The 26,728-nt window shown below is 38.6% G+C and carries 24 protein-coding genes and 2 CRISPR repeat arrays; of the genes, 19 read left to right on the forward strand and 5 right to left on the reverse strand.

What is annotated here, in order from left to right; translation table 11 throughout:
* The first annotated feature begins 127 nt into the window (after positions 1-127).
* The 6 genes from accD to CBE70_RS04955 all read left to right on the forward strand — a co-directional run bounded on the left by accD (position 128) and on the right by CBE70_RS04955 (position 5,947).
* Positions 128-1,090, forward strand: coding sequence for an acetyl-CoA carboxylase, carboxyltransferase subunit beta (accD, locus tag CBE70_RS04930; RefSeq protein WP_100158455.1), 963 nt, complete (start codon positions 128-130; stop codon positions 1,088-1,090).
* Positions 1,083-2,381, forward strand: coding sequence for a bifunctional tetrahydrofolate synthase/dihydrofolate synthase (folC, locus tag CBE70_RS04935; RefSeq protein ID WP_100158456.1), 1,299 nt, complete (start codon positions 1,083-1,085; stop codon positions 2,379-2,381). The genes accD and folC overlap by 8 nt, the downstream gene beginning before the upstream one ends.
* A complete protein-coding gene (gene dedD / locus CBE70_RS04940) occupies positions 2,371-3,021 on the forward strand; it encodes a cell division protein DedD (RefSeq protein WP_100158457.1) in 651 nt (216 codons plus the stop codon). The genes folC and dedD overlap by 11 nt, the downstream gene beginning before the upstream one ends.
* Before the next feature lie 185 nt (positions 3,022-3,206).
* The gene (gene cvpA / locus CBE70_RS04945; protein ID WP_023581692.1) at positions 3,207-3,698 is read left to right on the forward strand and encodes a colicin V production protein; all 492 of its coding nucleotides are present in this window, start codon (positions 3,207-3,209) and stop codon (positions 3,696-3,698) included.
* A gap of 30 nt (positions 3,699-3,728) precedes the next feature.
* The gene (purF, locus tag CBE70_RS04950) at positions 3,729-5,246 is read left to right on the forward strand and encodes an amidophosphoribosyltransferase (protein WP_075670606.1); all 1,518 of its coding nucleotides are present in this window, start codon (positions 3,729-3,731) and stop codon (positions 5,244-5,246) included.
* 119 nt (positions 5,247-5,365) lie between these two features.
* A complete protein-coding gene (locus CBE70_RS04955) occupies positions 5,366-5,947 on the forward strand; it encodes a UbiX family flavin prenyltransferase (protein ID WP_100158458.1) in 582 nt (193 codons plus the stop codon).
* Positions 5,948-6,121: 174 nt separating this feature from the next.
* Here the strand turns inward: CBE70_RS04955 and CBE70_RS04960 are convergent, their stop codons facing one another.
* Both CBE70_RS04960 and CBE70_RS04965 read right to left on the reverse strand, forming a co-directional pair.
* On the reverse strand, positions 6,122-7,027 hold the full coding sequence (locus tag CBE70_RS04960) for a TIGR01777 family oxidoreductase (RefSeq protein WP_100158459.1): 906 nt from the start codon (positions 7,025-7,027) through the stop codon (positions 6,122-6,124).
* A 66-nt stretch (positions 7,028-7,093) separates the two neighbouring features.
* Positions 7,094-7,708 carry a glutathione S-transferase N-terminal domain-containing protein gene (locus tag CBE70_RS04965; RefSeq protein WP_100158460.1) on the reverse strand — a complete coding sequence of 205 codons (615 nt, stop codon included), beginning with the start codon at positions 7,706-7,708 and terminating at the stop codon, positions 7,094-7,096.
* A 198-nt stretch (positions 7,709-7,906) separates the two neighbouring features.
* Here CBE70_RS04965 and yfcD point away from each other — a divergent pair, with 198 nt between their 5' ends.
* On the forward strand, positions 7,907-8,449 hold the full coding sequence (yfcD, locus tag CBE70_RS04970) for an NUDIX hydrolase YfcD (RefSeq protein WP_100158461.1): 543 nt from the start codon (positions 7,907-7,909) through the stop codon (positions 8,447-8,449).
* Here yfcD and CBE70_RS04975 read toward each other — a convergent pair.
* Positions 8,446-9,492 carry a LacI family DNA-binding transcriptional regulator gene (locus CBE70_RS04975; RefSeq protein ID WP_100158462.1) on the reverse strand — a complete coding sequence of 349 codons (1,047 nt, stop codon included), beginning with the start codon at positions 9,490-9,492 and terminating at the stop codon, positions 8,446-8,448. The genes yfcD and CBE70_RS04975 overlap by 4 nt on opposite strands.
* A gap of 227 nt (positions 9,493-9,719) precedes the next feature.
* Here CBE70_RS04975 and CBE70_RS04980 point away from each other — a divergent pair, with 227 nt between their 5' ends.
* The 12 genes from CBE70_RS04980 (at position 9,720) to alr (ending at position 23,931) form a co-directional block, all read left to right on the forward strand.
* Positions 9,720-10,163: a PTS sugar transporter subunit IIA gene (locus tag CBE70_RS04980; RefSeq protein WP_100158463.1), complete on the forward strand. Its 444-nt coding sequence runs from the start codon at positions 9,720-9,722 to the stop codon at positions 10,161-10,163.
* 30 nt (positions 10,164-10,193) lie between these two features.
* Positions 10,194-10,481 (forward strand): PTS sugar transporter subunit IIB, encoded by a 288-nt coding sequence (locus CBE70_RS04985; protein ID WP_036935547.1) that lies wholly within the window; start codon positions 10,194-10,196, stop codon positions 10,479-10,481.
* Between the two features lie 10 nt (positions 10,482-10,491).
* Positions 10,492-11,748 carry a PTS ascorbate transporter subunit IIC gene (locus CBE70_RS04990; RefSeq protein WP_099073795.1) on the forward strand — a complete coding sequence of 419 codons (1,257 nt, stop codon included), beginning with the start codon at positions 10,492-10,494 and terminating at the stop codon, positions 11,746-11,748.
* Between the two features lie 125 nt (positions 11,749-11,873).
* Positions 11,874-12,635: direct repeats of the CRISPR family, unit length 29 nt; unit sequence GTGTTCCCCGTATGCACGGGGATAAACCG.
* Positions 12,636-12,867: 232 nt separating this feature from the next.
* A complete protein-coding gene (locus CBE70_RS04995) occupies positions 12,868-15,558 on the forward strand; it encodes a CRISPR-associated helicase/endonuclease Cas3 (protein WP_100158464.1) in 2,691 nt (896 codons plus the stop codon).
* Entirely contained in the window at positions 15,555-17,162 is a 1,608-nt protein-coding gene (gene casA / locus CBE70_RS05000) for a type I-E CRISPR-associated protein Cse1/CasA (RefSeq protein WP_100158465.1), read from the forward strand. Before CBE70_RS04995 ends, casA begins: the two co-directional genes overlap by 4 nt.
* Complete coding sequence (gene casB / locus CBE70_RS05005; RefSeq protein ID WP_100158466.1) at positions 17,140-17,727, forward strand: type I-E CRISPR-associated protein Cse2/CasB; 588 nt, start codon at positions 17,140-17,142, stop codon at positions 17,725-17,727. The genes casA and casB overlap by 23 nt, the downstream gene beginning before the upstream one ends.
* Positions 17,728-17,756: 29 nt before the next feature.
* Positions 17,757-18,818, forward strand: a complete 1,062-nt coding sequence (gene cas7e / locus CBE70_RS05010) for a type I-E CRISPR-associated protein Cas7/Cse4/CasC (protein WP_100158467.1) — start codon at positions 17,757-17,759, stop codon at positions 18,816-18,818.
* A 9-nt stretch (positions 18,819-18,827) separates the two neighbouring features.
* Positions 18,828-19,565 carry a type I-E CRISPR-associated protein Cas5/CasD gene (cas5e, locus tag CBE70_RS05015; RefSeq protein WP_100158468.1) on the forward strand — a complete coding sequence of 246 codons (738 nt, stop codon included), beginning with the start codon at positions 18,828-18,830 and terminating at the stop codon, positions 19,563-19,565.
* Positions 19,565-20,242 (forward strand): type I-E CRISPR-associated protein Cas6/Cse3/CasE, encoded by a 678-nt coding sequence (gene cas6e, locus CBE70_RS05020; protein ID WP_100158469.1) that lies wholly within the window; start codon positions 19,565-19,567, stop codon positions 20,240-20,242. The genes cas5e and cas6e overlap by 1 nt, the downstream gene beginning before the upstream one ends.
* Positions 20,242-21,162, forward strand: a complete 921-nt coding sequence (cas1e, locus tag CBE70_RS05025) for a type I-E CRISPR-associated endonuclease Cas1e (protein ID WP_100158470.1) — start codon at positions 20,242-20,244, stop codon at positions 21,160-21,162. The genes cas6e and cas1e overlap by 1 nt, the downstream gene beginning before the upstream one ends.
* Positions 21,163-21,164: 2 nt before the next feature.
* Positions 21,165-21,461 (forward strand): type I-E CRISPR-associated endoribonuclease Cas2e, encoded by a 297-nt coding sequence (gene cas2e, locus CBE70_RS05030; protein WP_100158471.1) that lies wholly within the window; start codon positions 21,165-21,167, stop codon positions 21,459-21,461.
* A gap of 58 nt (positions 21,462-21,519) precedes the next feature.
* Positions 21,520-22,463: a CRISPR direct-repeat array (repeat unit 29 nt; unit sequence GTGTTCCCCGTATGCACGGGGATAAACCG).
* A 244-nt stretch (positions 22,464-22,707) separates the two neighbouring features.
* Complete coding sequence (gene alr / locus CBE70_RS05035) at positions 22,708-23,931, forward strand: alanine racemase (RefSeq protein ID WP_100158472.1); 1,224 nt, start codon at positions 22,708-22,710, stop codon at positions 23,929-23,931.
* A gap of 72 nt (positions 23,932-24,003) precedes the next feature.
* Here alr and CBE70_RS05040 read toward each other — a convergent pair whose 3' ends face one another.
* Together CBE70_RS05040 and pta are read right to left on the reverse strand one after the other, a co-directional pair.
* Positions 24,004-24,147, reverse strand: coding sequence for a Hok/Gef family protein (locus CBE70_RS05040; protein ID WP_100158473.1), 144 nt, complete (start codon positions 24,145-24,147; stop codon positions 24,004-24,006).
* Positions 24,148-24,544: 397 nt separating this feature from the next.
* Positions 24,545-26,689, reverse strand: a complete 2,145-nt coding sequence (gene pta, locus CBE70_RS05045; protein WP_100158474.1) for a phosphate acetyltransferase — start codon at positions 26,687-26,689, stop codon at positions 24,545-24,547.
* Between the last annotated feature and the right edge of the window lie 39 nt (positions 26,690-26,728).

Here is a 26,728-nt window from a genome sequence, read left to right on the forward strand (position 1 = left end):
AGATGCGCTGAAATTAAGTAAGCGGTATCATCATAAACTTTGCTAACCACACAGCCAGTGCATTGTGGTTGATACGCTAACAATAATTTTACTGGCGAAGGTCAGATTCAGACGAAAAGGTCCATTAATGAGCTGGATTGAAAAAATTCTAAACAAAAGCACTATCACAAGTTCACGTAAAGCCAATATCCCTGAAGGGGTTTGGACTAAATGTGACAGCTGTGGGCAGGTACTCTATCGCGCAGAATTAGAGCGCAATTTAGAGGTTTGTCCTAAATGTGATCACCATATGCGCATTTCAGCGCGCCGTCGCCTTGAGACTTTCCTTGATACAGGAAGTACAACAGAATTAGGTAGCGAATTAGAGCCTAAAGATATTCTGAAATTCCGAGACTCTAAAAAATACAAAGACAGAATCAGCACTGCTCAAAAACAAACGCAAGAAAAAGATGCATTAATCGTGATGAAAGGAACGCTGAAAAAGATGCCAGTTGTTGCTGCATCCTTTGAATTTGCGTTTATGGGCGGTTCGATGGCTTCTGTTGTGGGGGCACGTTTTGTTCGTGCTGTTGAACAAGCACTAGAAGATAACTGCCCATTAATTTGCTTCTCTGCAAGTGGTGGCGCTCGTATGCAAGAAGCGCTGATGTCATTAATGCAAATGGCAAAAACCAGTGCAGCATTAGCAAAAATGCAAGAGCGTGGTTTACCTTATATTTCAGTTATGACTGACCCCACAATGGGTGGCGTTTCTGCAAGTTTAGCGATGTTAGGTGATATCAACGTTGCTGAACCTAAAGCACTCATTGGTTTTGCAGGCCCTCGTGTTATTGAACAAACAGTACGTGAAAAACTGCCTGCTGGTTTCCAACGCAGTGAGTTCCTACTAGAAAAAGGGGCGATTGATATGATTATTCGCCGTCCTGAAATGCGTGATGAGCTGGCTGAATTACTGGCTAAGCTGACTCAGTATGATTTAGTCGAAGATGAAAATGAAATCATCGGTGAAGAAATGATTGCTGATGAAATTGAATCTACAGACAACGAGCCAGAAATTAACATCGAAACGAATAAAAAAGAAGATGTCTAATATCATAACTGCTCCTAAAGCCACATCGCCTTTGTCGGTGTGGCTTTCTTATCTTGAACATTTACACTCTAGCGCCATTGATATGGGGTTAGAGCGAGTAGGCAAGGTAGGAAAAATATTGAACGTGTTACGTCCTGCGCCTAAGGTAATCACTGTCTCAGGCACAAATGGAAAAGGCACAACCTGCCATATGCTAGAATCAATCTTGATAGCATCAGGATTGAAAGTCGGCGTTTATAGCTCCCCACATCTTGTTCGTTATACAGAACGCGTTCGTATCCAAGGTAAAGAACTCTCCGAAGATGCTTTTTGTGAAGTCTTTGCAGAAATCGAACAAGCTAGAGGCGATATATCGCTCACTTTTTTTGAATATGGCACTCTGGCTGCGCTGAAGTTATTTCAACAAGCACAACTTGATGTTGTTATTCTTGAAGTAGGATTAGGCGGTCGGTTAGATGCAACGAATATCGTTGATGCAGATATTGCTGCTATCACAAGTATTGCCCTCGATCACACTGATTGGTTAGGTGCCGATAGAGAGCATATTGGTCACGAGAAAGCCGGTATTTTCCGAGCCAATCATTATGCTGTTGTGGGTGAGCCTGATATGCCTCATTCCATTGCTCAAGTTGCCAATGAAAAACAAGCTAAGCTTTTCCGTCGTGGAACAGATTGGTCTTTTGTTATTGAAGGTGATCACTGGCATTGGCGTAGTGTTGACTGTAAATTTGATACGTTGCCAATCCCTAATATTCCGTTAGCCAATGCGGCGACAGCAATGGGTGTTATTCGTTGCTTGCTCAAATCTGATGACAAAGTCAGCCAATCAATAACACAGCAAAGTATTGTCGAAGGTATGTCTCGTGCACAATTACCGGGTCGTTTTCAGGTAATTTCTCAACATCCTTTGGTTATTTTTGATGTGGCTCATAATCCTCATGCTGCAGGATATTTAGCGGAAAAATTATCACAATTACCACAAAAATCTGATACTCAAGTGCGTATTGTTGTTGGTATGCTGGGTGATAAAGATATAGCAGGAACATTAGCGTGCTTAACACCATTGGCTGATCATTGGTATGTCGCTCCACTTAATGAGTTTCGTGGTGCTTCTGCTGATGTATTAGCTCAACATCTTGAGAAACCAATGGTATTCGATAGTGTTGAAAATGCATGGCAACAAGCAATGTCTGATGCCGCTCCTAACGATATTGTTGTGGTTTGTGGCTCATTTCATACTGTCGCGCATGTGATGGAACTTTTGGAAAAGGAGAGTGTGGGTGGCGAGTAAATTTCAAAATCGCTTAGTCGGTGCCGTTGTATTGGTGGCAGTAGGGGTTATTTTTTTACCTGCACTGCTCGACGGCGATAAGAAATATAACGAAGACCAGTTCGCCTCTATTCCTTTAGTACCCAAACCAGGTGATGAGCAAGAAATAGAATCTATCGCCCCGATAGAGCAAACCGCAGTGCCTTCTACTCCATCAGAAGGCGCATCTGAAGGTATGCTTTCTGAAGCAGTGACAGGCGTTGAGCAACCTGCGGTTACAACACCTGAACCACCTGCTGTTGTACCTGCTACACCACCAGTACAACCGTCGCAACCACAACCGCAACCAGAGCCTCCTGCTGTGGTTACGCCACCAGTACAACCACCAGCACCTCCAGTGCAAGAAACTAAGCCACCGAAAGGCGAGGCTTGGGTTGTTCAATTAGGTGCGTTGAAAAATGCGGCGAAGGTAGAAGAAATTATTGCGAAAATGCATTTCTCAGGTTATCCAGTATATACCATACCTGCACGCCCAGTTGCAGGACAAGTGACTCGAATTTACATTGGCCCTAGCGCATCTAAGTCAGAATTACAGGCTATTTTGCCTCATTTAAAAGAGCTTACGGGCTTACAAGGTGAGGTAAGGGCATATAAGCCTTAATTTTTTCTAAACGAGTCATCAGATGAGTGATGTAACAAAGCGTTAACTTATTGCGGCGATTATGATTTTTCATATCGCCGTAAATTATTTTGAATTTAGCGAAAATTAGCATTACGCAAACGTTTTCGTTTTCTGTTAGAATGCTTCCGTATTAATGCGGAGCATCATTATTGGATAAAGAATTTATGGTCTGGATAGATTACGCCATCATTGCCATTATTGGTTTTTCCGCATTAGTCAGCCTGATCCGTGGCTTTGTTCGTGAAGCATTGTCACTCATCACCTGGGGTTGTGGTTTCTTTGTTGCTAGTCAGTTTTATCCTTATCTTGCCGTCTATTTTACCCGGTTTGAAGATGAGCTGGTTCGTAACGGGATTGCAATAGTTACGTTATTTATTGCGACACTGATTGTCGGTGCCGTTGTGAATTATGTGATTAGCTCTCTTGTTCAACGCACAGGGTTATCAGGTACAGATCGTGTATTGGGGGTCTGTTTCGGGGCTTTAAGAGGCGTGCTGATAGTCTCAGCATTACTTTTTGTTTTAGGCGCGTTTACGCCTATGGCAGATAGCGCTGATTGGCAACGTTCTGAGCTTATTCCTCAATTCAACCATATTATTAGGTGGTTCTTTGACTACCTGCAAAATGCGTCAAGTTTCGTGTCGGAGAGAATATAACCTCTCCGTCTGGCTGATGAGGATCTATTCATGTGCGGTATTGTCGGTATCGCTGGAGCTAATCCAGTAAACCAATCAATTTATGATGCGTTAACGGTGTTACAACACCGAGGTCAAGATGCAGCAGGCATTGCAACGATAGACGGTAACAACGGTTTCCGTCTTCGCAAAGCGAACGGACTGGTTAAAGATGTGTTCGAAACTCGTCATATGTTGCGTTTAAAAGGTACTATCGGGATAGGGCATGTCCGTTATCCAACAGCGGGTAGTTCTAGTGCATCAGAAGCGCAACCTTTTTATGTGAATTCACCTTTTGGTATTACGTTGGCGCACAATGGTAATTTAACCAATGCGCATTTATTACGTCGCCAATTATTTGAAACAGCGCGTCGCCATATCAATACCACCTCTGATTCTGAAATATTACTCAATGTATTAGCATATGAATTAGACCGTTTTGACCATTTTCCGCTTGAGCCTGATAATATTTTTGCCGCCGTTGCAGCAATGCATAAAAAACTCCGCGGGGCTTATGCTTGTGTCGCTTTGATCATCGGTCATGGCTTACTGGCTTTTCGTGATCCCTTTGGTATTCGTCCTTTAGTATTGGGTAAACGTACCTTAGAAGATGGTCGCCATGAATATATGGTTGCATCTGAAAGTGTTGCACTTGATACGTTAGGTTTTGAATTTTTACGTGACGTTGCACCGGGTGAAGCAGTTTATATCACAGAGCAAGGACAACTCTTTACTCGCCAATGTGCTGAAAATCCGCAGTTAATGCCTTGTCTGTTTGAGTATGTTTACTTTGCTCGCCCTGATTCCTTTATCGATAAAATTTCGGTTTATAATGCGCGTTTACGCATGGGGCAGAAATTAGGCGCTAAAATTGCCAAAGAGTGGGATGATTTACATATTGATGTTGTGATCCCAATCCCTGAAACATCTTGTGATATTGCCTTAGAAATAGCTCATATTCTCAATAAACCTTATCGCCAAGGCTTTGTAAAAAATCGCTATGTTGGTCGTACCTTTATTATGCCGGGCCAGCAAGAGCGTCGTAAGTCAGTTAGGCGTAAATTGAATGCAAATCGCGCAGAGTTTCGTGATAAAAATGTTCTGTTGATTGATGACTCTATTGTACGTGGCACAACGTCAGAGCAAATTGTCGAACTCGCAAGAGAAGCGGGTGCGAAGAAAGTCTATTTTGCCTCCGCAGCGCCAGAAGTTCGCTTCCCTAATGTGTATGGTATTGATATGCCAAATGCCAATGAGCTTATTGCTCATGGACGTGAAGTGGATGAGATTCGTAAATTAATTGGTGCTGATGGACTTATTTTCCAAGATCTCACTGATTTAATCGCCGCAGTACAAGAAGAGAATCCTGATATTAATCAGTTTGAATGTTCTGTATTTGATGGTGTTTATATTACGAAAGATATCGACCAAGATTACTTGGATTATTTAGAAAATCTACGTCGTGATGATGAACATAAAATTCGTGATCAGAATGAAATAGAAAATTTGGAAATCTATAACGAAGGCTGATTTTTCGGTAAGATACCTTCCTTATAAAGCGTCGATGCCAGTGTGTTCTGCATCGACGCTTGTTTTTTGAGGGTTAATCATCATAATGATTAACAAAGGTATATATTCTGAGGATTATAATGAAAAAGCTGATAGTTGGGCTAACAGGTGCTAGTGGTGCAATTTACGGTATACGTTTATTAGAGATACTAAAATCTGTGCCGTCAGTTGAAACACATTTGGTGATTAGCCAAGCTGCACGCCGTACTATTTCATTAGAAACTGATTATTCGCTAAAAGATATTCATGCTTTAGCGGATGTGATTTATGACGATCGCGATATTGGCGCATCTATCTCTTCAGGATCGTTTCGTGTCAATGGAATGGTCATATTACCTTGCTCAATCAAAAGCCTGTCAGGTATTGTTCATAGCTATACAGATACCTTAGTCACTCGTGCTGCAGATGTGGTATTAAAAGAAGGGCGTAAGTTAGTGTTATGTGTGCGTGAAACACCTCTGCATTTGGGTCATTTGCGATTAATGACGCAAGCTTCTGAGTTAGGCGCCGTAATTATGCCCCCAGTACCTGCATTCTATTTTCAGCCTAAAACAATTGATGATATTGTTAATCAAACTGTGAATCGTGTACTTGATCAGTTTGATATTGATTTACCTGATGATTTATTTCAACGGTGGGAAGGGGATAAGCCGACTCGCTAAGTATACTCGTCATACTTCAAGGTGCAGCGTTGTTGACTACATTCATTCACACTAGTCACATACTATTGTATGCTCCTAGCGACTCATTCACTTGTCGCCTAGCTGCATCTTGAATTATTTAGAGTATCTATTCCGTAGAATACCTATTTCGAATTATTGAGAATATAAAAGAGATCATTTTCCTGTGGTAATAATATCTTTTAATGCCTCTTCTAAGTGTGGGTAACGAAATTCAAAGCCAGCACTGAGTAATTTTTCAGGTATAGCTTGTTGTCCACCTAATACTAATGTGGCGCTTTCTCCCATCACTAGACGTAATACACTTTCGGGAACTGTCATTAAGGCTGGGCGGTTAAAAGCTTTTCCTAATAGGCGAGTAAACTCTTTATTTTGTACAGGGTTAGGTGCTGTTAAGTTAAACGCGCCTTTAGCATCTTGGGTCTTAAGCAAGAAAACAATCGCATTGACCATATCATCAATATGGATCCACGGCATATACTGTTTTCCGCTTCCCAATTTGCCACCTAATCCTAACTTAAAAGGTTTGCTCATTTTAGGCAGTGCGCCGCCGAGCGTTGAAAGTACAATTCCTGTACGCAACAAGCAAACTCGAGTTAATGGTGTTTGAGCTTCAAGCGCAATGCGTTCCCATTTTGCACAAAGCTCGTGTGTAAATTCAGGATTTGCTGGTGTCTCTTCTGTGACTCGAGTATCACGTTGATCACCATAAAAACCTACCGCAGAACCCGAAATAAAAACAGCAGGGGGACAATCACTAGCCTTAATCAAATCAACCAATTTCTGGGTTAAATGACAACGGCTATTAACCAGCTTTTGTTTTTGAGAGGGGGTCCAACGGTTATCAGCAATAGGCTCTCCAGCAAGATTAATAACGGCATCAAACTCATTAAGATTTTGTTTGTCGTTGAGTTGAGTCCAACAGGTGATTTCATTACAAAAATGTGAATAAACTTTTTGAGGCGAACGAGAAAGCACCGTAATATCATTATTGACGAGTGCAAGCTCACAAACTAATGCTTTACCAATTAATCCTGTACCACCTGTGATAAGTATTTTCATCACAATCCTCCTGATCTTCTTGCTTGATAAAGAATAAATATCATCCTGATATATGAATTGCTTATATTAACCAAAGAGTTTTTTCGCTGCTGGGCGCTGGTTAATGTTGTTTAGCCATTTATCAATCGCTGGATAATTTGCCAAATCAATATTGTGGTGATCGTGCAGACGAGCCCATGTATATGTAGCAATATCCGCAATGCTGTACTCTTTGCCACCAAGATAAAGTGAATGCGCTAATCTTTTCTCTAATACGCTATATAAACGCTGTGTTTCTTCAGTATAACGTTTAATCGCATAAGGAACTTTTTCTGTGGCATAACGGGTAAAGTGATGATTTTGCCCCAACATAGGGCCAAAACCACCCACTTGCCAAAACAGCCATTGTAGTTGTGTTGTTTTTTCTCGTAAATTCTGGCTGAGCAATTTGCCACTTTTCTCAGCTAGATAGATAAGAATAGCACCTGATTCAAAAATAGAGATAGGTTCACCTCCATCAACAGGTGAGTTATCTACAATAGCGGGAATTTTATTATTGGGTGAAATGGCTAAAAATTCAGGTTTAAATTGATCACCTTTACTAATATCAATGCGATGTAACTGATAAGGTATGCCAGTTTCTTCAAGAAAAAGCGTTATTTTTTGGCCATTTGGGGTATCTGCATAATATAAGTCAATCATTAAAAGCTCCAAAATAAAGTAGGCACTAAATAAACAATATAATCACAGTCTGCCTTTTAACATCATAAAAAGCAAAAAAGTGCAAGATGGATAAAACAAGTTACGTATGATTATTGTAGTGGTGAAAAATAGTGATTTTGGTATATTCAGGATAAAAATTACGATCGTTTAGTATCGGTTAAAAAAGGTTTGTTGAGGATGGAACAAGAAAAGACGGCATTGATTGAATGGGTTGATATTGTTGATGATAAAAATGAAGTCGTTGCACAAGCAACACGTCAACAAATGCGAGCTGAAAATCTAAGACATAGAGCAACTTATATCGTTGTTCATGATGGAATGGGGAAAATCTTGGCGCAGCGTCGAACTGAAATAAAAGATTTTTATCCCGGTTGGTTAGATGCTACTGCGGGTGGTGTGGTTCAACAAGGTGAGAATTTACTTGAAAGTGCACGTCGTGAAGCAGAAGAAGAGTTAGGTATTGCAGGAGTCCCTTTTGCTGAGCATGGTCAATTTTATTATGATGATGAAAGTTGCCGTGTATGGGGAAGCTTGTTTAGCTGTGTTTCTCATGGACCGTTTGCATTGCAAGCAGAAGAAATTGAGGAAGTGTGTTGGTTAACTCCCTCTGAAATTACTGAGCGCTGTGATGAATTCACGCCAGACTCACTAAAAGCACTTTCTCTTTGGTTAACGCGTAATAACAGCACTCGCTTAGAAACCCGAGAAACCGTCGATTAAGGGGTACTCTGCCCTATTTCAAAGCGATAAGCATAGTTGATAACGGTATCTTCGAATATAGCGTTATCATCTTCGTCTCTTAAGCGTTGTAAAAGGGCTATCAGATGTTTTCCTGCTTCTTTTCCCATTTTGGGATAATCAAACCGAATTGACGTGAGAGAAGGGGATATCTGATCACTATTATCAGAACCTTCTAAACACGCAATTGCCAGATCTTGAGGGATCTTAATCAAACGTCTCTGGCACTCAAAAATTATTCCTAGCGCAATACTTTCATGACTACAAATAACGGCATCTAATTCAGGTTGGCGTAATAAAATTTCGCTTAAAGCTTGTCTACCATAAGCCATTGATGCAGGATCAGGCGTCGTAACACTTTGTTCTGCATTTAAATAATTTTTCAGTAATGCTCGCGACCATCCTGTAATTTGCTGGTGGTGTAAACGCTGTCCTTGTAATGCGCCAATATAACCAATACAACGCCTTCCTTGAGCTACTAAATGACTTGTTAAATCAAAAGCTGCTTGTTCATAAGAGCAATCAATGCTGATTGCCGCTTGTTCATTAGATTGACTGACTACACTGACCACAGGCACATTGGCATTACTAATATGTAAAAAATGAGCAGGACTTAATTGTGAACCAAAAGCGATTAATGCAGCAGGATTGCTTTGCAAGAGCATATTTATCACATCACTGGCTTTATGGGGTTGATGTTCATAACAACCAACCAAAATTTGATATTGATGGCGATTTAATATTTGCTGTAAAGATTGCATAAAATCAGCACTGGCTCTATCCGTAAAAGAAGGCAGAAGTACTGCAATAATATGGCTTTGAGCGGAAGCTAAAGCGCCTGCCGAGGCGTTAGGAATATAGCCAAGTTCTTCTACCGCTTGATTCACTTTTTCTCGTAATTTATCAGAAACTAATTCAGGGGTTCGCAATGCACGAGAAACGGTCATTGAACCTACCCCCGCGTGTTTAGCGACATCTTGTAATGTGACGCGACCTGTATTTCGGCGCTTACGTGTTTTGATCATGTGTGATTATGCTTGCTTAGCCTATTTTATTAACCGCAGATCCTACCTGAAATCTTCCTATTATGCTGAAACAATACAGTGTCAATTGTTGGCATTTTCTGCAATTAACATTTCATTAAAATGATAGCGCTATCACAATTACGAATGATCTATCTAGATAGCGCTACCATTAATGATTACTATCCTTAATAACGAAGCTCAAAGAGAGTCTTATCGAGGTTACAAGTATGCTTAAAACGTTATTAACGCCTGATGTGGTGCAAGTGGTTCCAAACGTTAGCGATTGGCGAGAAGCTGTTAAAGTGGCGTGTCAGCCATTAATTGATAAAGGTTGTATTGAACCTCGTTATATCGATGCGATTTACAAATCACACGAGAAAATAGGGCCATATTATGTATTAGGTCCTGGTATTGCGATGCCTCATGCGCGTCCTGAAGATGGTGTTAATCAACTTTCACTTGCATTAACGATTGTTGAGCAAGGTGTTGAATTTGGTGCTGATGAAAACGATCCGGTGAAATTACTAATTGTTTTAGCGGCAACTGATAACGATAGCCATATTAATGCCATTATGAAATTAGCTGAACTTTTTGATAACGATAAAGACATTCAATCGTTATTTAATGCGAAAAGCAAAGCGGATGTATTAGCCGTTATCAACAACTATTAATGACAATTTAAAATTACCAAGGGGAATATCATGAAAATTACAGTTGTGTGTGGAAATGGTTTAGGCAGTAGCTTAATGATGGAAATGAGCATCAAAAGTATCCTAAAAGATCTTGCTGTGAATGCAGATGTAGATCACGTTGATCTGGGATCAGCAAAAGGCACCCCAAGTGATATCTATGTTGGAACGCGTGATATTGCAGAGCAACTTAATTCACAAGCAGTAAATGGAAAAGTGGTTTCATTGGATAATATGATTGACAAAGTGGCGATGAAAGAGAAGCTTTCAGTCGCGTTACGTGAATTAGGCGCGTTATAAGGAGCCTATCATGGACTTTTTCCGCTTTCTAATGAGTGATGTGCTTTCAGAGCCTGCTATTCTAGTCGGCTTGATCGCATTGATTGGTTTAATTGCTCAAAAAAAACCAGTTACAGAATGTATTAAAGGTACCGTAAAAACCATTATGGGTTTTGTGATTTTAGGTGCTGGTGCAGGACTTGTTATTAACTCACTGGGTGATTTCTCAACGATTTTCCAACATGCATTCGGTATTCAAGGCGTTGTGCCTAATAATGAGGCGATTGTCTCTATTGCACAAAAAAGCTTTGGTAAAGAGATGGCATTAATTATGTTTTTTGCCATGTTGATTAATATCTTAATTGCACGTTTAACGCCGTGGAAATTTATTTTCTTAACAGGTCACCATACATTATTTATGTCGATGATGGTGGCGGTTATTTTGGCAACTGCGGGCTTAGAAGGCACAGTATTAGTTGCGGTAGGTTCATTAGTTGTTGGGATTTCAATGGTGTTTTTCCCAGCCATTGCACATCCTTATATGAAAAAAATTACTGGCTCTGATGATGTTGCATTAGGGCACTTCTCCACTATTTCTTATGTTGTTGCTGGTTTTATCGGCAGTAAATTTGGTAATAAAGAGCATTCAACCGAAGAGATGAATGTGCCCAAAAGCTTACTATTTTTACGTGATACGCCTGTTGCCATCGCCTTTACTATGGGCATTATCTTTATCATTACGTGTTTATTTGCGGGTGATGCTTTTGTTCGTGAAGTCAGTGGTGGCAAAAACTGGTTTATGTTCTCATTAATGCAATCTATAACTTTTGCAGCGGGTGTTTATATTATTCTGCAAGGTGTGCGTATGGTGATTGCGGAAATCGTTCCTGCATTTAAAGGCATTTCAGATAAGTTAGTGCCTAATGCCAAACCAGCGTTAGACTGCCCAGTGGTATTCCCTTATGCACCTAATGCGGTATTGGTCGGCTTTTTAAGTAGCTTTGCTGCTGGTGTTATCGGTATGTTCATTCTGTATGCCTTAGATTGGACGGTGATCATTCCGGGTGTTGTTCCTCACTTCTTCGTGGGTGCAACAGCAGGGGTATTTGGTAATGCAACAGGTGGGCGTCGCGGTGCGATTTTAGGTGCATTTGTTCAAGGTTTATTAATTACGTTCTTACCTGTATTCCTATTACCTGTACTTGGTGATATCGGTATTGCTAACACCACATTTAGTGATGCAGACTTTGGTGTTATCGGGATCTTATTGGGTATTATTGTTCGCTAGTTACTTTATTCATTAAGTTAAATAGAGCGCCTTATTGAAGTTAATTCATTAGGGCGTTTTTTTATTCTTTTTGGTAAAAAAAGAGAGTTAAATTTCTTTTTTATATTCAATCTATTATGATTAGAGTGTTCCCCGTATGCACGGGGATAAACCGACTATATGAATAGCGCGGTAGATAATGGTGCTGTGTTCCCCGTATGCACGGGGATAAACCGTCGCCTGTAACACTGAGCGATCTATCGATGAGGTGTTCCCCGTATGCACGGGGATAAACCGAACAGGTTTTCCTCTAAACCCATAGTCATAGAGTGTTCCCCGTATGCACGGGGATAAACCGCGTTTTCGCATGGGCTAACAATGAAAATGGTTGTGTTCCCCGTATGCGCGGGGATAAACCGGGTGCATGGTGGTTAATTGACTCTGAAACAGAGTGTTCCCCGTATGCACGGGGATAAACCGCACTCAGATATCAATGATGTTCATGTACATAAGTGTTCCCCGTATGCACGGGGATAAACCGCTTTAAACAAGTCTTTCCTCCTGCAAACCTGAGTGTTCCCCGTATGCACGGGGATAAACCGTTTCTTTACGGTGATAAGTGGCAGGTTTCTTAGTGTTCCCCGTATGCACGGGGATAAACCGGGATTGTTTGTATTGGTGATCCCGTTTCTTGCGTGTTCCCCGTATGCACGGGGATAAACCGTAACGTGTTATCGGCGATGCGTAACGCAGGTCGTGTTCCCCGTATGCACGGGGATAAACCGGTGAATTTAATGTGGGTTTCGGGCATAGAACAGTGTTCCCCGTATGCACGGGGATAAACCGCTTTTATCTCCTATCGATGTTTCAACGTCCTACGTGTTCCCCGTATGCACGGGGATAATGATTCTTAAATATTTATTTTTCCTAATTTTATTTGAGACAATAAATAAGTAATAGCTAGTATTTTTTATCATTATTAACATTAATATTATATTTTTTAAATTATTGGTCGTATGCTGGATAAAGTATTAGAGTTATAAATAAATAGGGGTAGGTCTAGTTTTTAGTATTAAATGAAGAAAATAGTTTTTATTCATTATAAACTTTAAAATATGAAGAAATAGTAATTAGGTTAATATGAATAGAGACTATTATAGCTATTGGGGTAAATTTAAATCAGACAATAATAGTGAGTGTTATCACTTGCTTCCCTATCATAGCCTTGATGTGGCAGCTGTTGGCTCTATATTATTTTCAGCAGATACAAAAATTGTAAAAGATATTTCTGATTTTTTGCAAATTAACGCTGAAGATTTCTCTAAATTATTTTACTTTATACTCTCCCTTCATGATATTGGTAAATTTTCCTCTTCATTTCAATATATCGGTAAAAATATTATCGATAAAAAGCAAATTCCTGAAAGTCGATTTTCTTACGATGGAAAAAATTACCGCCATGATCGTTTAGGTTATTATTTTTGGATGCAAATAAAAGAAACGGTTTTCTCTTTAGTAATACCTGATGGTGATTATAATAACCGTAAATTATCAAATGGTTTTTTGATAATGATTGAAACAGTATTAGGCCATCACGGTAAACCAATTAACAAGAATGATATTGAGTATATGGAAAACTTTATCCATAAAAACAATGAAAATGCGGCGGTTAATTTTGCTTGTGATGCTTTTAAGTTATTTAATCCTAGTATTTCAGCAACATTTTTTTATGATAAAGAGTGGCTGGGTAGATTAAAACAGATATCATGGCTTCTTGCTGGAATGGCAACACTTTCTGACTGGATTGGTTCTAATAATGAATATTTTCCTTATTATAAAAATAAAATTTCATTATCTGAGTATTGGTTATTAACTTTAAAGCAAGCAGAAAAAGCTATATTATCAAGTGGTTTTAAGCGAGATTATCAAATATCTCCTTTTATTTCTGTTGAGTATAATTTTGGTTATAAACCTACACCATTACAGCAATGGGCTGAAAAAGTACCAATAAATAAATATCCCCAGCTTTTTATATTAGAAGACACTACGGGGGCTGGGAAAACAGAAGCAGCATTAACATTAGCTCATCGATTAATGGAGGCTGATGTTGCTGATGGATTCTATTTTGGTTTACCTACAATGGCGACGTCTAATGCCATGTTCTCAAGAATTGTCAATTATTATACTAGACTATTTGATAAAAATAGCGAAGCACCAAGTATTGTACTAGCCCATGGCGCTAGCATTATGAATGAACAATTTACCAGTATTATTAGAGATGGAAACGAACAATATAATAATCGAGATAATACGGCTTCGGCACAATGCTATCAGTGGCTATCAGATTCTCGAAAAAAAGCGTTATTAGCAACAGTTGGTGTCGGAACGCTGGATCAAGCTTTACTAGCGATGCTTCCTAGGCGGCATCAACCTTTAAGATTATTAGGATTAAATAGAAAAGTTATCATCTTTGATGAAATTCATTCAGCAGATGAGTTTATGTTTGAAATCATTGAAAATCTATTATCTGCACATCTATATCAAGGTGGTTCTGTTATTCTATTGACAGCCACTTTATCACTTAAGCAAAGACAAAGAATTATTAATAGTTGGTTTGATGCACTAGATCAGCCACAAAAAATGATACAGTCAAAAAGTTTTCCATTAGCAACACACTTAACCTATTTCCCCGAAGTAGCAATGATGGAATATCCTTTGGAAAGTAGAAAGGAAGTCACCCGACAAGTAAAAGTCGAAATAATAAATGAAGAACAAGACTGTATTAATATTATAGTGAATGCAGTAAATAGTGGAAATTGTATTGTTTGGATTAGAAATACGGTTAATGATGCCATTAAAGCATATCGTGATATAAATCAAAGGTTACCTGAAAATCAAAATAATTGCCTGCTATTTCATAGCCGCTTTATATTACATGATAGAAAAAATCACGAAGAGCAAGTTTTAAAACGATTTGGAAAAAAAAGTACTGCTCAACAAAGAAAAGGCACGGTATTAATTGCAACTCAAGTTTTCCAAGAAAGTTTAGATGCCGATGCAGATATTATGATTTCAGATATTTGCCCAATTGATGATCTTATTCAACGCTCTGGGCGTTTACATCGTCATACTCGTACAATGAACGGGGATTATGTATCGAATATTCAAGATGGACGAGCATCCCCAGTGCTGTATGTACATGCACCCATATTTACAAACGATCCAATAAGCAGTTGGCTCACAGAAAACTTTTCATCAACAGAAGCTGTTTACCGTTCCCCTGGGCGTTTATGGTTAACGTTAAGAAGTTTAATACAGCTAGGTGAAATAAAAATGCCACATGATGCGCGACAATTAATTGAGTCAGTTTACAGTGATAATACTTATAATGAAATTCCACTATCATTAATTCGACAAGAAAATAACAGTTTAGGTGAGCAAAGAGCAAAAGCTGTAAAAGCTCAATTACAACTATTAAAATTAAATAAAGGCTACAGTGAAGAGAGTTCGGAATTTTGGACAGAAGATTACTATGATATAAGTACTCGATATAGTGATATCGAAATAGCTAATATTCTTTTATTAAAGAAAATAGACGATAATTATCTCCCTTGGGTAGATGACTCTGATTTTTCTATTGCTTTAAGTACTGTGAAAATTTCAAAAAATAAATATGCCGATAAACTCACGACTGTAACTGAAAATATAAAAGAAAAGATAAATAAACAATATCCACAAACTCGCTATTTACAATTGTGGATACCAGAAGATGATATAAATTATCAATATGATCCTTTAATTGGTTTTAGTGAAAGACGGGAATTGTCATGAATATTATTAATCAACCTTGGTTGCCTTTTCGTTTTCGTAATGGAGAAATAAAAACTCTTCCTATCTCAGCTATTTCTCATCCTGATATTATCGACTTTTCCTTAAATAGAGCTGATTTTCAAGGTGCTGCTTACCAATTTGCAATCGGGTTATTGCAAACGGTATTTGCACCAGAAGATGAAGATGAGTGGGAAACATATTTTGAAACGCCACCTTCAGATAACACACTAAAAAGTGCCTTTGATAAAGTCGCTCATGCTTTTAATGTAACGGGAAATACCCCTTTATTTATGCAGGATTTTTCTTCTTTAGAAGAGCAAAAAAATATACCAATAGCGCAGTTATTAATTGATGCGCCTGGTGAAAATGGAGTAAAGCAGAATACTGATCATTTTATTAAACGAGGTATTGCTGATGTGATGTCATTAGAAATGGCAGTATTAGCATTATTTACTCTACAGATAAATGCACCTAGTGGAGGGAAAGGTCATCTAGTAAGTTTAAGGGGAGGTGGCCCTTTAACTACATTGATATCACCTACCGATACACAGTCAACGCTATGGCAAAAACTATGGTTAAATATAATTAATCGCGACTTTTGGGAGTATAGTGAGCCAAATTTTTATGATGGCAGTGTTTTTCCCTGGTTAGTACCATTAAATTTAAAAGAGGGAAAAGGGGAGAATGTTTTTCCGAAAGATGTTCATCCACTGTATATGTATTGGGCTATGCCTCGTAGAATAAGATTACAGATAGAAAATAAATCTGCAATTTGTCAAATTAGTGGTAAAAATAGTAATATCACAGTTCAATACTATTTAACTAAAAATTACGGATTAGATTATCAAGAAGGATGGTTACATCCATTAACACCTTATACTTGGGATACTAAAAAAGTAGACAGTTTTCCTAATCCAATTAAAGGGAAACAAGGTGGAATTCATTATAATTTATGGGATAGATTACTTTTATCAAGTAGTGAAAATGGACAAAAATGTGCTTCTGTCGTCAGCCATTATTTAAAACTTTGTCAATTATTAGTATTAACTAAAAAACCAAGATTACTTATTTTTGGTTATGATATGGATAATATGAAACCTCGGGGTTGGTATGCTTTAGAAATGCCGATTTTTAATATTGATGAAAAATATCATAATAAAATAATCAATGAAATAAAACTTATCCAAACATTGACCAGTGAATGTTTGAAGAGTGTTAAAAATAAAATAAAAGCAGCATGGTTTAGTAGCCCTAAAGATATAAGTGGTGATATGAGTTTTATTGATTTAACTTTTTGGCAAAGAAGTGAAAGTCTATTTTTTGAAACCGTACAAAATATAATTGAAAAAACACAAGGAAATGACTATTTAACAGCAGAACAAGCAAGTAAATGGTTAAATGGTATAAGAAATATTTGTCTTTCTATTTTTGATGAATATGCACTTTCTTCATTGGAAACACTGGGTGCAATAAGTGGATGCATTAAGGCTAGACAAAGTTTAATTAAAGATATTTATGGTAATAAAGCAATTAAGAAATTTATTGTTGATTTTAAAATCACTAAAATGAGTGGAGAGGAAAATGGAACTCTATCAATCAAATAATATAACTTTGTATAATCATCCAGAATTAAAAACGTGTGTATTACGTTGGTGGGAAAGCCTATTTTTATCACCAGATGAATTAAGGAAGAAAAATATTTTACCTGCCCCAAATCGGTATAAAGCAGAATTAAAGCGATGCGACTCAATTACTGCAATTATGTTGACTGAAGGGTTTCGTGCATTATGGTTGAGTTTTCCCTCTGAGCTTATTAATCAAGCAAGCAGAGAAGATATTGAACGTTGGGCAGTCATTGCCGCGGTATTAGTTTATGTCACTCAAAACAGTGAGAAGCATTTTGCTACGATTGCAGGTGAAAAAGATGACAGCAAAAAATCGGCTATTAGTGAATCACGTTTTCTACAGCTTCAATCATCTCGAACATACGATGAATTTATAAGACGCTTAAGAAGAATTTTAATTCAAATTAAAGGCAAAGCAGCTATTTCATCAATAAGCCAAGATATTGAAAAATGGGTTTTAGAAAAACAACGTATCCGTTTTGTGCAAACAAATAAACAAATTATTGTTGAATGGGCAATGAAATATTATCAAGCAGCTGTTTAACTGTTTTATTAATTTAATAAGGAAATGAAATGAGCCAATTTATTCAATTACATTTTTTAACTTCATACGCACCTTCTAATTTAAATCGTGATGATTTAGGGCGACCAAAAACAGCAAGAATGGGGGGTTTTGAACGTTTAAGAATAAGTTCACAAAGTTTAAAACGTCATTGGCGTACATCTGAGTTATTTGTTAATTCTTTGGAAAATAAAATAGGCGTACGTACCAGAGAGTTTGGTTTGAAAATTTATAATCAATTACTGAAAGGTGAAATTTCAGAAAAAGATGCACAAAAATGGACTGAATTAATGATGAAGGAATATGGAACATTAGATACCGATAAAAAGAATTTTTTAAAAACAAAACAACTAGTTCATATTAGTCACTTAGAAGAAGAAATAGCATTTGATTTAGTTAAGAAATTAATAGATGAAAAAAGAAATCCAACGGAAAAAGAACTTAAGAGTTTAAAAACAATAAGCACATCTGTTGATATAGCGTTATTTGGTAGAATGCTAACACTCAAAGATGGAAAAGACTCAAGTAAGTTTAGTGTTGAAGCGGCTTGCCAAGTTGCTCACGCTATTAGTGTCCATAGTACGGTTGTTGAAGACGACTATTTTACCGCAGTTGACGATTTAAATGACGGTCAATCAGATATGGGGTCTGCTCATATAGGGGAATTAGGATTCGCTGCCGCACTTTTTTATAGTTATATATGCATTAATAAAACTCAGTTAATTGAATCTTTAGAAGGTAATGAAGAATTAGCAAATAAAGCTATTCAAGCATTAACAGAAGTAGCAATTAAAGTTTCACCAACAGGAAAACAAAATAGCTTTGCTTCTCGCGCTTATGCTAGCTATGTTCTTGCAGAGAAGGGAAGTTATCAACCTCGTTCTTTATCCGTTGCATTTTTAAAACCTATCGATGATGAAGATATGGAAACAGCAGCTATTGATTCATTAATTTCTCGAATGGAGAATTTTGATAAAGTTTATGGTGTGTGTGCTGACTCACGTTATCAGCTAAATGTTGCAAAAGGAGAAGGTTCACTTTCTGAATTAATGCAATTTGTTGCTGAGTCATAAGGAGATATCATGGCTCAATATCTTGTGTTTCGTCTTTATGGATCGCTTGCTAGTTGGGGGCTACCTGCCGTTGGAGGTGACAGGCAAACAGGACTTGCACCTTCACGTTCTGCTATTTTAGGATTTCTTGGTGCCGCGTTAGGAATTAAGCGAGAGGATGAACAGAAATTAGTTCAATTGCAGCAAAGTATTTTAATTGCTACAAAACAAATAGTGCCAAGTACGCTATTAAGAGATTTTCATACGGCACAAGTACCTTCTACACGAAAAAATGTTATTCATTCAACTCGGCGTAGTGAATTAGCTGAAAGAGATCTGAATACGGTTTTATCAAGTCGAGATTATCGATGTGATGCAATATGGATTGTTGCCATTAAATTAACTGAGATTCCACGGTATACGCTCAAACAACTCCAAGATGCATTATTAAAACCAGTTTATATACTTAGTTTAGGGCGCAAATCTTGTCCATTATCTTTACCCATGATGCCTCAAATAGTGGAAACAGAACAACTGCGAGATGCTTTAGATACTCAATTTCCCAATATAACAACATCAGATAAAGCGGATAATTATTGGTTTAGTGCAAATGGATGGATGACCTATTTTTGGGAAGGAAATTATCAAGATATTGAAGGTGAAAATATTATGACACTTCACCCATGGGATGAGCCTGTAAATAGGCAGCACTGGCAATTTCGCCAACGTGAAATGTACCAAATGAGTGTAAAAAAGGAGGGTGAATAATGTACTTGTCTAGAGTTACAATAGGAGGCTCCATTGACTATTTACACTCGTTACTCGCGAATGAACGGCAGTCAGGATATACAATTCATCAGTTATTATGGCAGTTATTTACTGAGGAAACTGAACGCTCATTTCTTTATCGGGTAGAAATGGATAAAAATGGAACACCTACTTTTTATATACTTTCTTCTGTACCGCCAATTATGCAACACCGTTTTTTTAAAATAGAAATAAAACCTTTTTTACCTAAACTGATTACAAAAATGAAATTGGCTTTTTCTTTAAGGGCAAATCCTACTATTTGTATTACCGATAAAGAAGGAAAACGCCATCGTCATGATGTTCTTATGCATGCTAAAAAGCAGGCTCAATTAAGTGCCAACAATTATAATCAAGATGATATTCATAATTTAATGCAGCAAGCAGCATTAAATTGGATAAGTTCTGAAGAGCGTTTAAATAAGTGGGGGATTTCATTAAATCATTTGCCAGATATTAAAGCTTATACGCCCGAACGGATTAAAAAATCGTCAGGAAAAATAATGGCTTTTTCTTCTGTTGATTACCAAGGTATCTTTACGATTGAAGACCCCGCTCTTTTTTGGCAACAATACCAACAAGGATTTGGTAGAGCAAAAGCCTTTGGCTGTGGGTTAATGCTAATTAGGGCTATTTAATGGCGTTTATTCCTTTAAAGCCTATTCCAATTAAAGATCGTTACTCAATGATTTTTATTGGCATGGGACGAATTGATGTAAAAGATGGAGCGTTCGTTGTTATTGATGGAGTTAATGGCGAAAGAATGCTTATTCCAGTAGGTTCGCTGGCTTGTCTTTTATTGGAACCGGGTACACGTATTAGCCATGCTGCGGTTAAATTAGCAGCAACAACAGGTACGTTATTGATATGGGTGGGTGAGGCAGGTGTTCGGCTTTATTCTGTGGGACAACCTGGTGGTGCGCGTTCAGATAGATTACTTTATCAGGCAAAATTAGCGTTAGATAATGATTTACGACTAAAAGTTGTGCGTAAAATGTTTGAACTTCGTTTTGGTGAGCCAGCACCATTAAAACGAAGTGTTGATCAACTAAGAGGAATCGAAGGCGCGCGAGTTAGAAAACAGTATCAAATGTTAGCGAAAGAATTTAACGTCGATTGGAATGGTCGGCGTTATGATCCAAAAGATTGGGAGGCAGGAGATATCATTAACCGTTGTATTAGTGCGGCAACAGCTTGTTTATATGGTGTCACAGAGGCTGCTATTTTGGCGGCTGGTTATGCTCCTGCAATTGGCTTTTTACATACAGGAAAGCCTTTATCGTTTGTCTATGATATTGCTGATATCATCAAATTTGAAACTGTGGTTCCTGTCGCATTTAAAATTGCATCATATAAAGTAATTTCCCCCGATCGAGAGGTTCGTCTTGCCTGCCGAGAAGCGTTCCGCAAACATCAAACGTTAAATAAGCTTATTCCTTTAATTGAGGAAATTCTTTCTGCTGGTGATATTTTGCCCCCTGAACCACCTTCTGATGCTCAACCTCCTGCGATCCCTCAAGCACGACCTTTTGGTGATGAAGGCCATAGAGAAAAATAGCAATGAGTATGATTGTCGTTGTTACTGAATCTGTACCACCTCGATTAAGAGGTCGATTAGCGGTATGGCTATTAGAAGTTAGGGCTGGTGTTTATATAGGTAATGTCTCTGCACGAATAAGAGACATGATTTGGGAACAAATCAATGTATTAGCAGAAGATGGCAATGTTGTTATGGCATGGGGAACAAATACTGAATCAGGTTTTGATTTTCAAACTTATGGAGAAAATCGCCGTGAGCCGATTGACTTTGATGGTTTAAGATTAGTGTTATTTAAACCATTAGAAGAGGAAGAATAATAGTTGGTAGAAATAAATATATTTTTTTGTTTAATCAAATCAATTAAATATATTTAGAGTGTTCCCCGTATGCACGGGGATAAACCGCCACGGAATACCCAACGACAAACTAACCACTCGTGTTCCCCGTATGCACGGGGATAAACCGCCACGGAATACCCAACGACAAACTAACCACTCGTGTTCCCCGTATGCACGGGGATAAACCGCCACGGAATACCCAACGACAAACTAACCACTCGTGTTCCCCGTATGCACGGGGATAAACCGGTTCATCCTCGCACTATTTATAAATGGCGCGCGTGTTCCCCGTATGCACGGGGATAAACCGTATACAGATACGTATTTTTTAACTTCGATAGAGTGTTCCCCGTATGCACGGGGATAAACCGTCCTCTTAGTCATATTAAAATAGAATATAAAGGTGTTCCCCGTATGCACGGGGATAAACCGTATACCCTGCTCACTTTGGTGTAGCATTTTGTGTGTTCCCCGTATGCACGGGGATAAACCGCGGAGGGAGTTCTTTGTATTCACCAAACCATTGTGTTCCCCGTATGCACGGGGATAAACCGACAAATTATCTATATGATTTAGTTGATTTTGTGTGTTCCCCGTATGCACGGGGATAAACCGTTAACATACCCCAAGCTAGCTATCGCCTACCCGTGTTCCCCGTATGCACGGGGATAAACCGTCCTTTACTTCAATGATGGGAGTGATTCTATCGTGTTCCCCGTATGCACGGGGATAAACCTACCGCGAACAAAGTTACGGTTTGCCATTTTGCGTGTTCCCCGTATGCACGGGGATAAACCGCCACGGAATACCCAACGACAAACTAACCACTCGTGTTCCCCGTATGCACGGGGATAAACCTACCGCGAACAAAGTTACGGTTTGCCATTTTGCGTGTTCCCCGTATGCACGGGGATAAACCGAAATCAATTCCAGCTAAATGTAATGCCAATTCGTGTTCCCCGTATGCACGGGGATAAAATCGATCCACTGTAAACTATTAAACAAAAACGCTACCAGTGAGAGTTTTTCAAATTTTATCTAAAAAGAGTGTTGGCACCTGCTTTGGGTGGTTTTTTTGCTATATCAATAAAAATATGTGAATTTATATGTTTATTTTATGAATACTAATGCTATTATCCTGAGTGAATATTCATATTGTGTATATTTTCGTACCTAATTAATTATAAAAATAGGTTTAACATCATAATCACTAAGGAAAAAGAAGATGTCTTTTGGTATTCGATATCTTGCATTGTTACCACTTTTTGTTATCACTGCTTGCCAACAACCGATTAATCACAATCCACCAGCGACTCAAACGACTCAGGTTCAACCTGCAATCGTGAATAACTCATGGATTGAAATCTCACGTAGTGCGCTCGATTTCAATGTGAAAAAAGTCCAGTCACTTTTAGGTGATAAATCCTCTCTTTGCGCTGTTTTAAAAGGCGATGCATATGGTCATGATTTATCATTAGTTGCGCCTGTTATGATTGAAAATAAGGTGCAATGTATTGGTGTAACGAATAACCAAGAGCTAAAAGAAGTTCGTGACTTAGGATTCCAAGGCCGTTTAATGCGTGTACGTAATGCCACAGAGCAAGAAATGGCTCAGGCAACAAGCTATAATGTGGAAGAATTGATTGGTAATTTATATATGGCTAAAAAGTTAGATGCCATTGCTAAACAACAAAATAGAGTGATCCCTATTCATTTAGCCTTAAATTCAGGTGGAATGTCTCGTAATGGATTAGAAGTGAATAACAATGCAGGGCTTGAAGAGGCGAAGCAAATTGCTCAATTAGCTAACCTTAAAGTGGTTGGTATTATGTCTCATTATCCTGAAGAAGATGCTGATAAAGTAAGAGAAGATCTTGCTCGTTTTAAACAGCAATCCCAAAAGGTATTGGATGTTACTGGGCTAAATCGTAAAGATGTCACTCTGCATATGGCAAATACGTTTGCGACAATTACCGTACCTGAATCATGGCTAGATATGGTGCGTGTAGGTGGAATTTTCTATGGCGATACTATCGCAAGTACAGATTACAAACGTGTAATGACGTTTAAATCGAATATTGCTTCAATCAATTATTATCCTAAAGGTAACACTGTTGGTTATGACCGTACTTACACACTAAAACGTGACTCGGTATTAGCTAATATTCCTGTCGGCTATGCAGATGGCTATCGTCGAGTTTTTAGTAATGCAGGGCATGCTTTAATTGGTGGTCAACGTGTACCTGTTTTAGGTAAAACGTCAATGAATACGGTGATTGTTGATATTACAGATCTTAAAAATATCAACTCAGGGGATGAAGTTGTATTCTTTGGTAAGCAAGGTAATAGCGAAATTACGGCAGAAGAAGTTGAAGATATTAGTGGCGCACTGTTTACAGAAATGTCGATTTTATGGGGTGCGACTAATCAACGGGTATTAGTGGATTAAAGTAGGGTGCTTGGTAACCACAAAACACAACAACCTGTTTGAGAAATTGTGGGGGAAAGTTCCCCCACAAAGCTATTTATCGCAAGATAAAGTCGCTTGAACTACTGTATGACCACTACGAATATTGAAAGAGCATAATCTTTCATGTTTAAGTAATGATAAACACAGTGCTGTCACACAGACAGCAATCAGCCCCATCAGGGCAAATTTAGCCATTTCTCTTGACACTCCTTTATAAAGGAGACAGAATCAAGTTGTGTGGTTTGAGACTGCCTCGGATTTTAGTAAAGTAAAATTCGGGGCTTTCGTCTTTTTGGCGCTCGCAAATGCTTGAACCAAAATGATCCAAGCACCCACCTGCATACTAACAGAAACCCACCTCATTTCTATCTTTTTCGAATAAAAACAATATAAATAAACGATTAAAATCAATGCGTTAGTTTTGTTTGTGTTGGGGTTTATATGCGGGATTTTTCTTGACTCTCCTTTATAAAAGAGACAGAATCGATGTTGACACTGCTTCGAATTTTAGTAAATTAAAAATCTGTTGAATAAAAAAACGCCAGATGAAATCAATCATCTGGCGTTTTTTATTTGAAGCGAACTTCAATAATTATGCGTTTTCTTGTTGGCTTGCTTGAATTGCTGTTAACGCAACGGTGTAGACGATATCGTCCACTAATGCACCACGAGAAAGGTCATTCACAGGTTTACGCATACCTTGTAACATTGGTCCGATTGAAACCAAGTCAGCTGAACGTTGTACCGCTTTATAAGTGGTGTTACCGGTGTTCAGATCAGGGAAGATAAACACTGTCGCTTTACCTGCAACTGGTGAATTTGGTGCTTTAGATTTAGCAACGTCAGCCATAACAGCCGCGTCGTATTGTAAAGGACCATCAATCATCAGATCAGGGCGTTTTTCTTGTGCTAAACGTGTTGCTTCACGTACTTTTTCTACGTCACTACCCGCACCAGAGTTACCAGTAGAGTAAGAGATCATCGCAACGCGTGGGTCGATACCGAATGCAATTGCAGAATCTGCAGATTGAATTGCGATTTCAGCCAGTTGTTCTGCTGTTGGATCTGGGTTAATTGCACAGTCACCATAAACATAAACTTGTTCAGGTAACAGCATAAAGAACACAGAAGACACTAATGAGCTACCTGGTGCAGTTTTGATTAACTGTAGTGGTGGGCGAATAGTGTTTGCGGTTGTATGAACAGCGCCAGAAACTAGGCCATCCACTTCGCTTTTTTCCAGCATTAATGTGCCTAGAACCACGTTATCTTCTAACTGTTCACGAGCAACAACTTCTGTCATACCTTTGCTTTTACGCAGCTCAACTAAGCGAGGTACATAGATTTCACGTACTTCTTTAGGATTGACTAACTCAATACCAGTGCCTAATTCAACACCTTGTGCAGTTGCTACGCGACGAATTTCTTCTGGGTCGCCTAACAATACGCAAGTTGCGATACCACGTTCAGCACAAATTGCTGCTGCTTTAACAGTACGTGGTTCATCACCTTCAGGTAAAACGATACGTTTTTTCGCTTTACGCGCTAATTCTGTTAATTGATAACGGAATGCTGGTGGTGATAAACGGTTAGGGCGTTCAGAGTTAGCGGTCAGTGAATCAATCCATTGTGTATTGATATGTTGAGCAACGTAGTTCTGAATTTTTTCAATACGTTCATGGTCATCAGCAGGAACTTCTAAGCTAAAGCTTTGCAGATTTAAAGAGGTCTGCCAAGTGTTCGCATTAACCATAAAGATTGGTAAGCCAGTTTCGAATGCACGTTCACAAAGTTGTTTGATTGGTGCATCGATTTGGTAACCACCTGTTAGTAGAATTGCACCAATTTCAACGCCATTCATTGCTGCAAGGCATGCTGAAACTAATACATCAGGGCGATCCGCTGAAGTCACTAAAAGTGAACCAGGACGGAAATGCTCTAACATGTGTGGAATACTACGGGCACAGAAAGTAACAGACTTAATACGACGGGTTTCAATATCGCCTTTATTGACGATAGTCGCATTTAAGTGTTTTGCCATATCTGTTGCACGAGTGGCGATTAAATCGAAGTTCCATGGAATGCAACCCAGTAAAGGCAGTGGGCTATTTTTTTCGATGGTTTTTAAATCGACATTAGAGATAATCGCTTTACTTGAATCATCAAAGATTTCAGATAAGTCAGGGCGAGTACGGCCTTGATCATCAACAGGTGCATTTAGTTTGTTAACAATAACGCCTGTGATATTTTGGTTTTTTACACCGCCGAATTCAGCACGCGCAAATTCGATACGCTCTTTTAGCTGTTCAACAGTGTTGTTACCTAATGCAGTAACGAAAACAATTTCAGCACCTAATGTTTTTGCAATTTCATAGTTTAATGATTGTGCAAAAGGGTGCTTACGCATAGGTACCAGACCTTCGATGAGAATAACTTCTGCATCAGCGGTGTTTTCATGGTATCTAGCAACAATTTCTTCCATCAAAACATCTTTTTGGTTTGAGCTGAGTAGAGACTCAACATAATCCATGTTTAAAGGTTCTGATGATTGAATAGTGGAGTGAGAGCGGATAATCGCAGTTGTCTGATCTAAAGCGCCTTTTACACGAGGTTGTGCAATTGGTTTGAACACGCTAAGGCTAACGCCTTTTTGTTCCATAGAACGGATAACACCCAAGCTGACGCTGGTTAAACCTACGCGTGTATCAGTTGGGACTAGCATAATTGTACGGGACACGGAAACCTCTTTAAATATCGGTTGCTCGTTATGTAAAAC

This window comes from Proteus columbae (genome assembly GCF_002777965.1).
In the GTDB taxonomy this organism is placed as follows: domain Bacteria; phylum Pseudomonadota; class Gammaproteobacteria; order Enterobacterales; family Enterobacteriaceae; genus Proteus; species Proteus columbae.

What these genes read in the sequence shown, in the direction of transcription:
- accD (WP_100158455.1), top strand. Translation starts at nt 128, where the DNA reads ATGAGCTGGATTGAAAAAATTCTAAACAAAAGCACTATCACAAGTTCA.
- folC (WP_100158456.1), top strand. Translation starts at nt 1,083, where the DNA reads ATGTCTAATATCATAACTGCTCCTAAAGCCACATCGCCTTTGTCGGTG.
- cvpA (WP_023581692.1), top strand. Translation starts at nt 3,207, where the DNA reads ATGGTCTGGATAGATTACGCCATCATTGCCATTATTGGTTTTTCCGCA.
- purF (WP_075670606.1), top strand. Translation starts at nt 3,729, where the DNA reads ATGTGCGGTATTGTCGGTATCGCTGGAGCTAATCCAGTAAACCAATCA.
- CBE70_RS04955 (WP_100158458.1), top strand. Translation starts at nt 5,366, where the DNA reads ATGAAAAAGCTGATAGTTGGGCTAACAGGTGCTAGTGGTGCAATTTAC.
- CBE70_RS04960 (WP_100158459.1), bottom strand. Translation starts at nt 7,027, where the DNA reads ATGAAAATACTTATCACAGGTGGTACAGGATTAATTGGTAAAGCATTA.
- CBE70_RS04965 (WP_100158460.1), bottom strand. Translation starts at nt 7,708, where the DNA reads ATGATTGACTTATATTATGCAGATACCCCAAATGGCCAAAAAATAACG.
- yfcD (WP_100158461.1), top strand. Translation starts at nt 7,907, where the DNA reads ATGGAACAAGAAAAGACGGCATTGATTGAATGGGTTGATATTGTTGAT.
- CBE70_RS04975 (WP_100158462.1), bottom strand. Translation starts at nt 9,492, where the DNA reads ATGATCAAAACACGTAAGCGCCGAAATACAGGTCGCGTCACATTACAA.
- CBE70_RS04980 (WP_100158463.1), top strand. Translation starts at nt 9,720, where the DNA reads ATGCTTAAAACGTTATTAACGCCTGATGTGGTGCAAGTGGTTCCAAAC.
- CBE70_RS04985 (WP_036935547.1), top strand. Translation starts at nt 10,194, where the DNA reads ATGAAAATTACAGTTGTGTGTGGAAATGGTTTAGGCAGTAGCTTAATG.
- CBE70_RS04990 (WP_099073795.1), top strand. Translation starts at nt 10,492, where the DNA reads ATGGACTTTTTCCGCTTTCTAATGAGTGATGTGCTTTCAGAGCCTGCT.
- CBE70_RS04995 (WP_100158464.1), top strand. Translation starts at nt 12,868, where the DNA reads ATGAATAGAGACTATTATAGCTATTGGGGTAAATTTAAATCAGACAAT.
- casA (WP_100158465.1), top strand. Translation starts at nt 15,555, where the DNA reads ATGAATATTATTAATCAACCTTGGTTGCCTTTTCGTTTTCGTAATGGA.
- casB (WP_100158466.1), top strand. Translation starts at nt 17,140, where the DNA reads ATGGAACTCTATCAATCAAATAATATAACTTTGTATAATCATCCAGAA.
- cas7e (WP_100158467.1), top strand. Translation starts at nt 17,757, where the DNA reads ATGAGCCAATTTATTCAATTACATTTTTTAACTTCATACGCACCTTCT.
- cas5e (WP_100158468.1), top strand. Translation starts at nt 18,828, where the DNA reads ATGGCTCAATATCTTGTGTTTCGTCTTTATGGATCGCTTGCTAGTTGG.
- cas6e (WP_100158469.1), top strand. Translation starts at nt 19,565, where the DNA reads ATGTACTTGTCTAGAGTTACAATAGGAGGCTCCATTGACTATTTACAC.
- cas1e (WP_100158470.1), top strand. Translation starts at nt 20,242, where the DNA reads ATGGCGTTTATTCCTTTAAAGCCTATTCCAATTAAAGATCGTTACTCA.
- cas2e (WP_100158471.1), top strand. Translation starts at nt 21,165, where the DNA reads ATGAGTATGATTGTCGTTGTTACTGAATCTGTACCACCTCGATTAAGA.
- alr (WP_100158472.1), top strand. Translation starts at nt 22,708, where the DNA reads ATGTCTTTTGGTATTCGATATCTTGCATTGTTACCACTTTTTGTTATC.
- CBE70_RS05040 (WP_100158473.1), bottom strand. Translation starts at nt 24,147, where the DNA reads ATGGCTAAATTTGCCCTGATGGGGCTGATTGCTGTCTGTGTGACAGCA.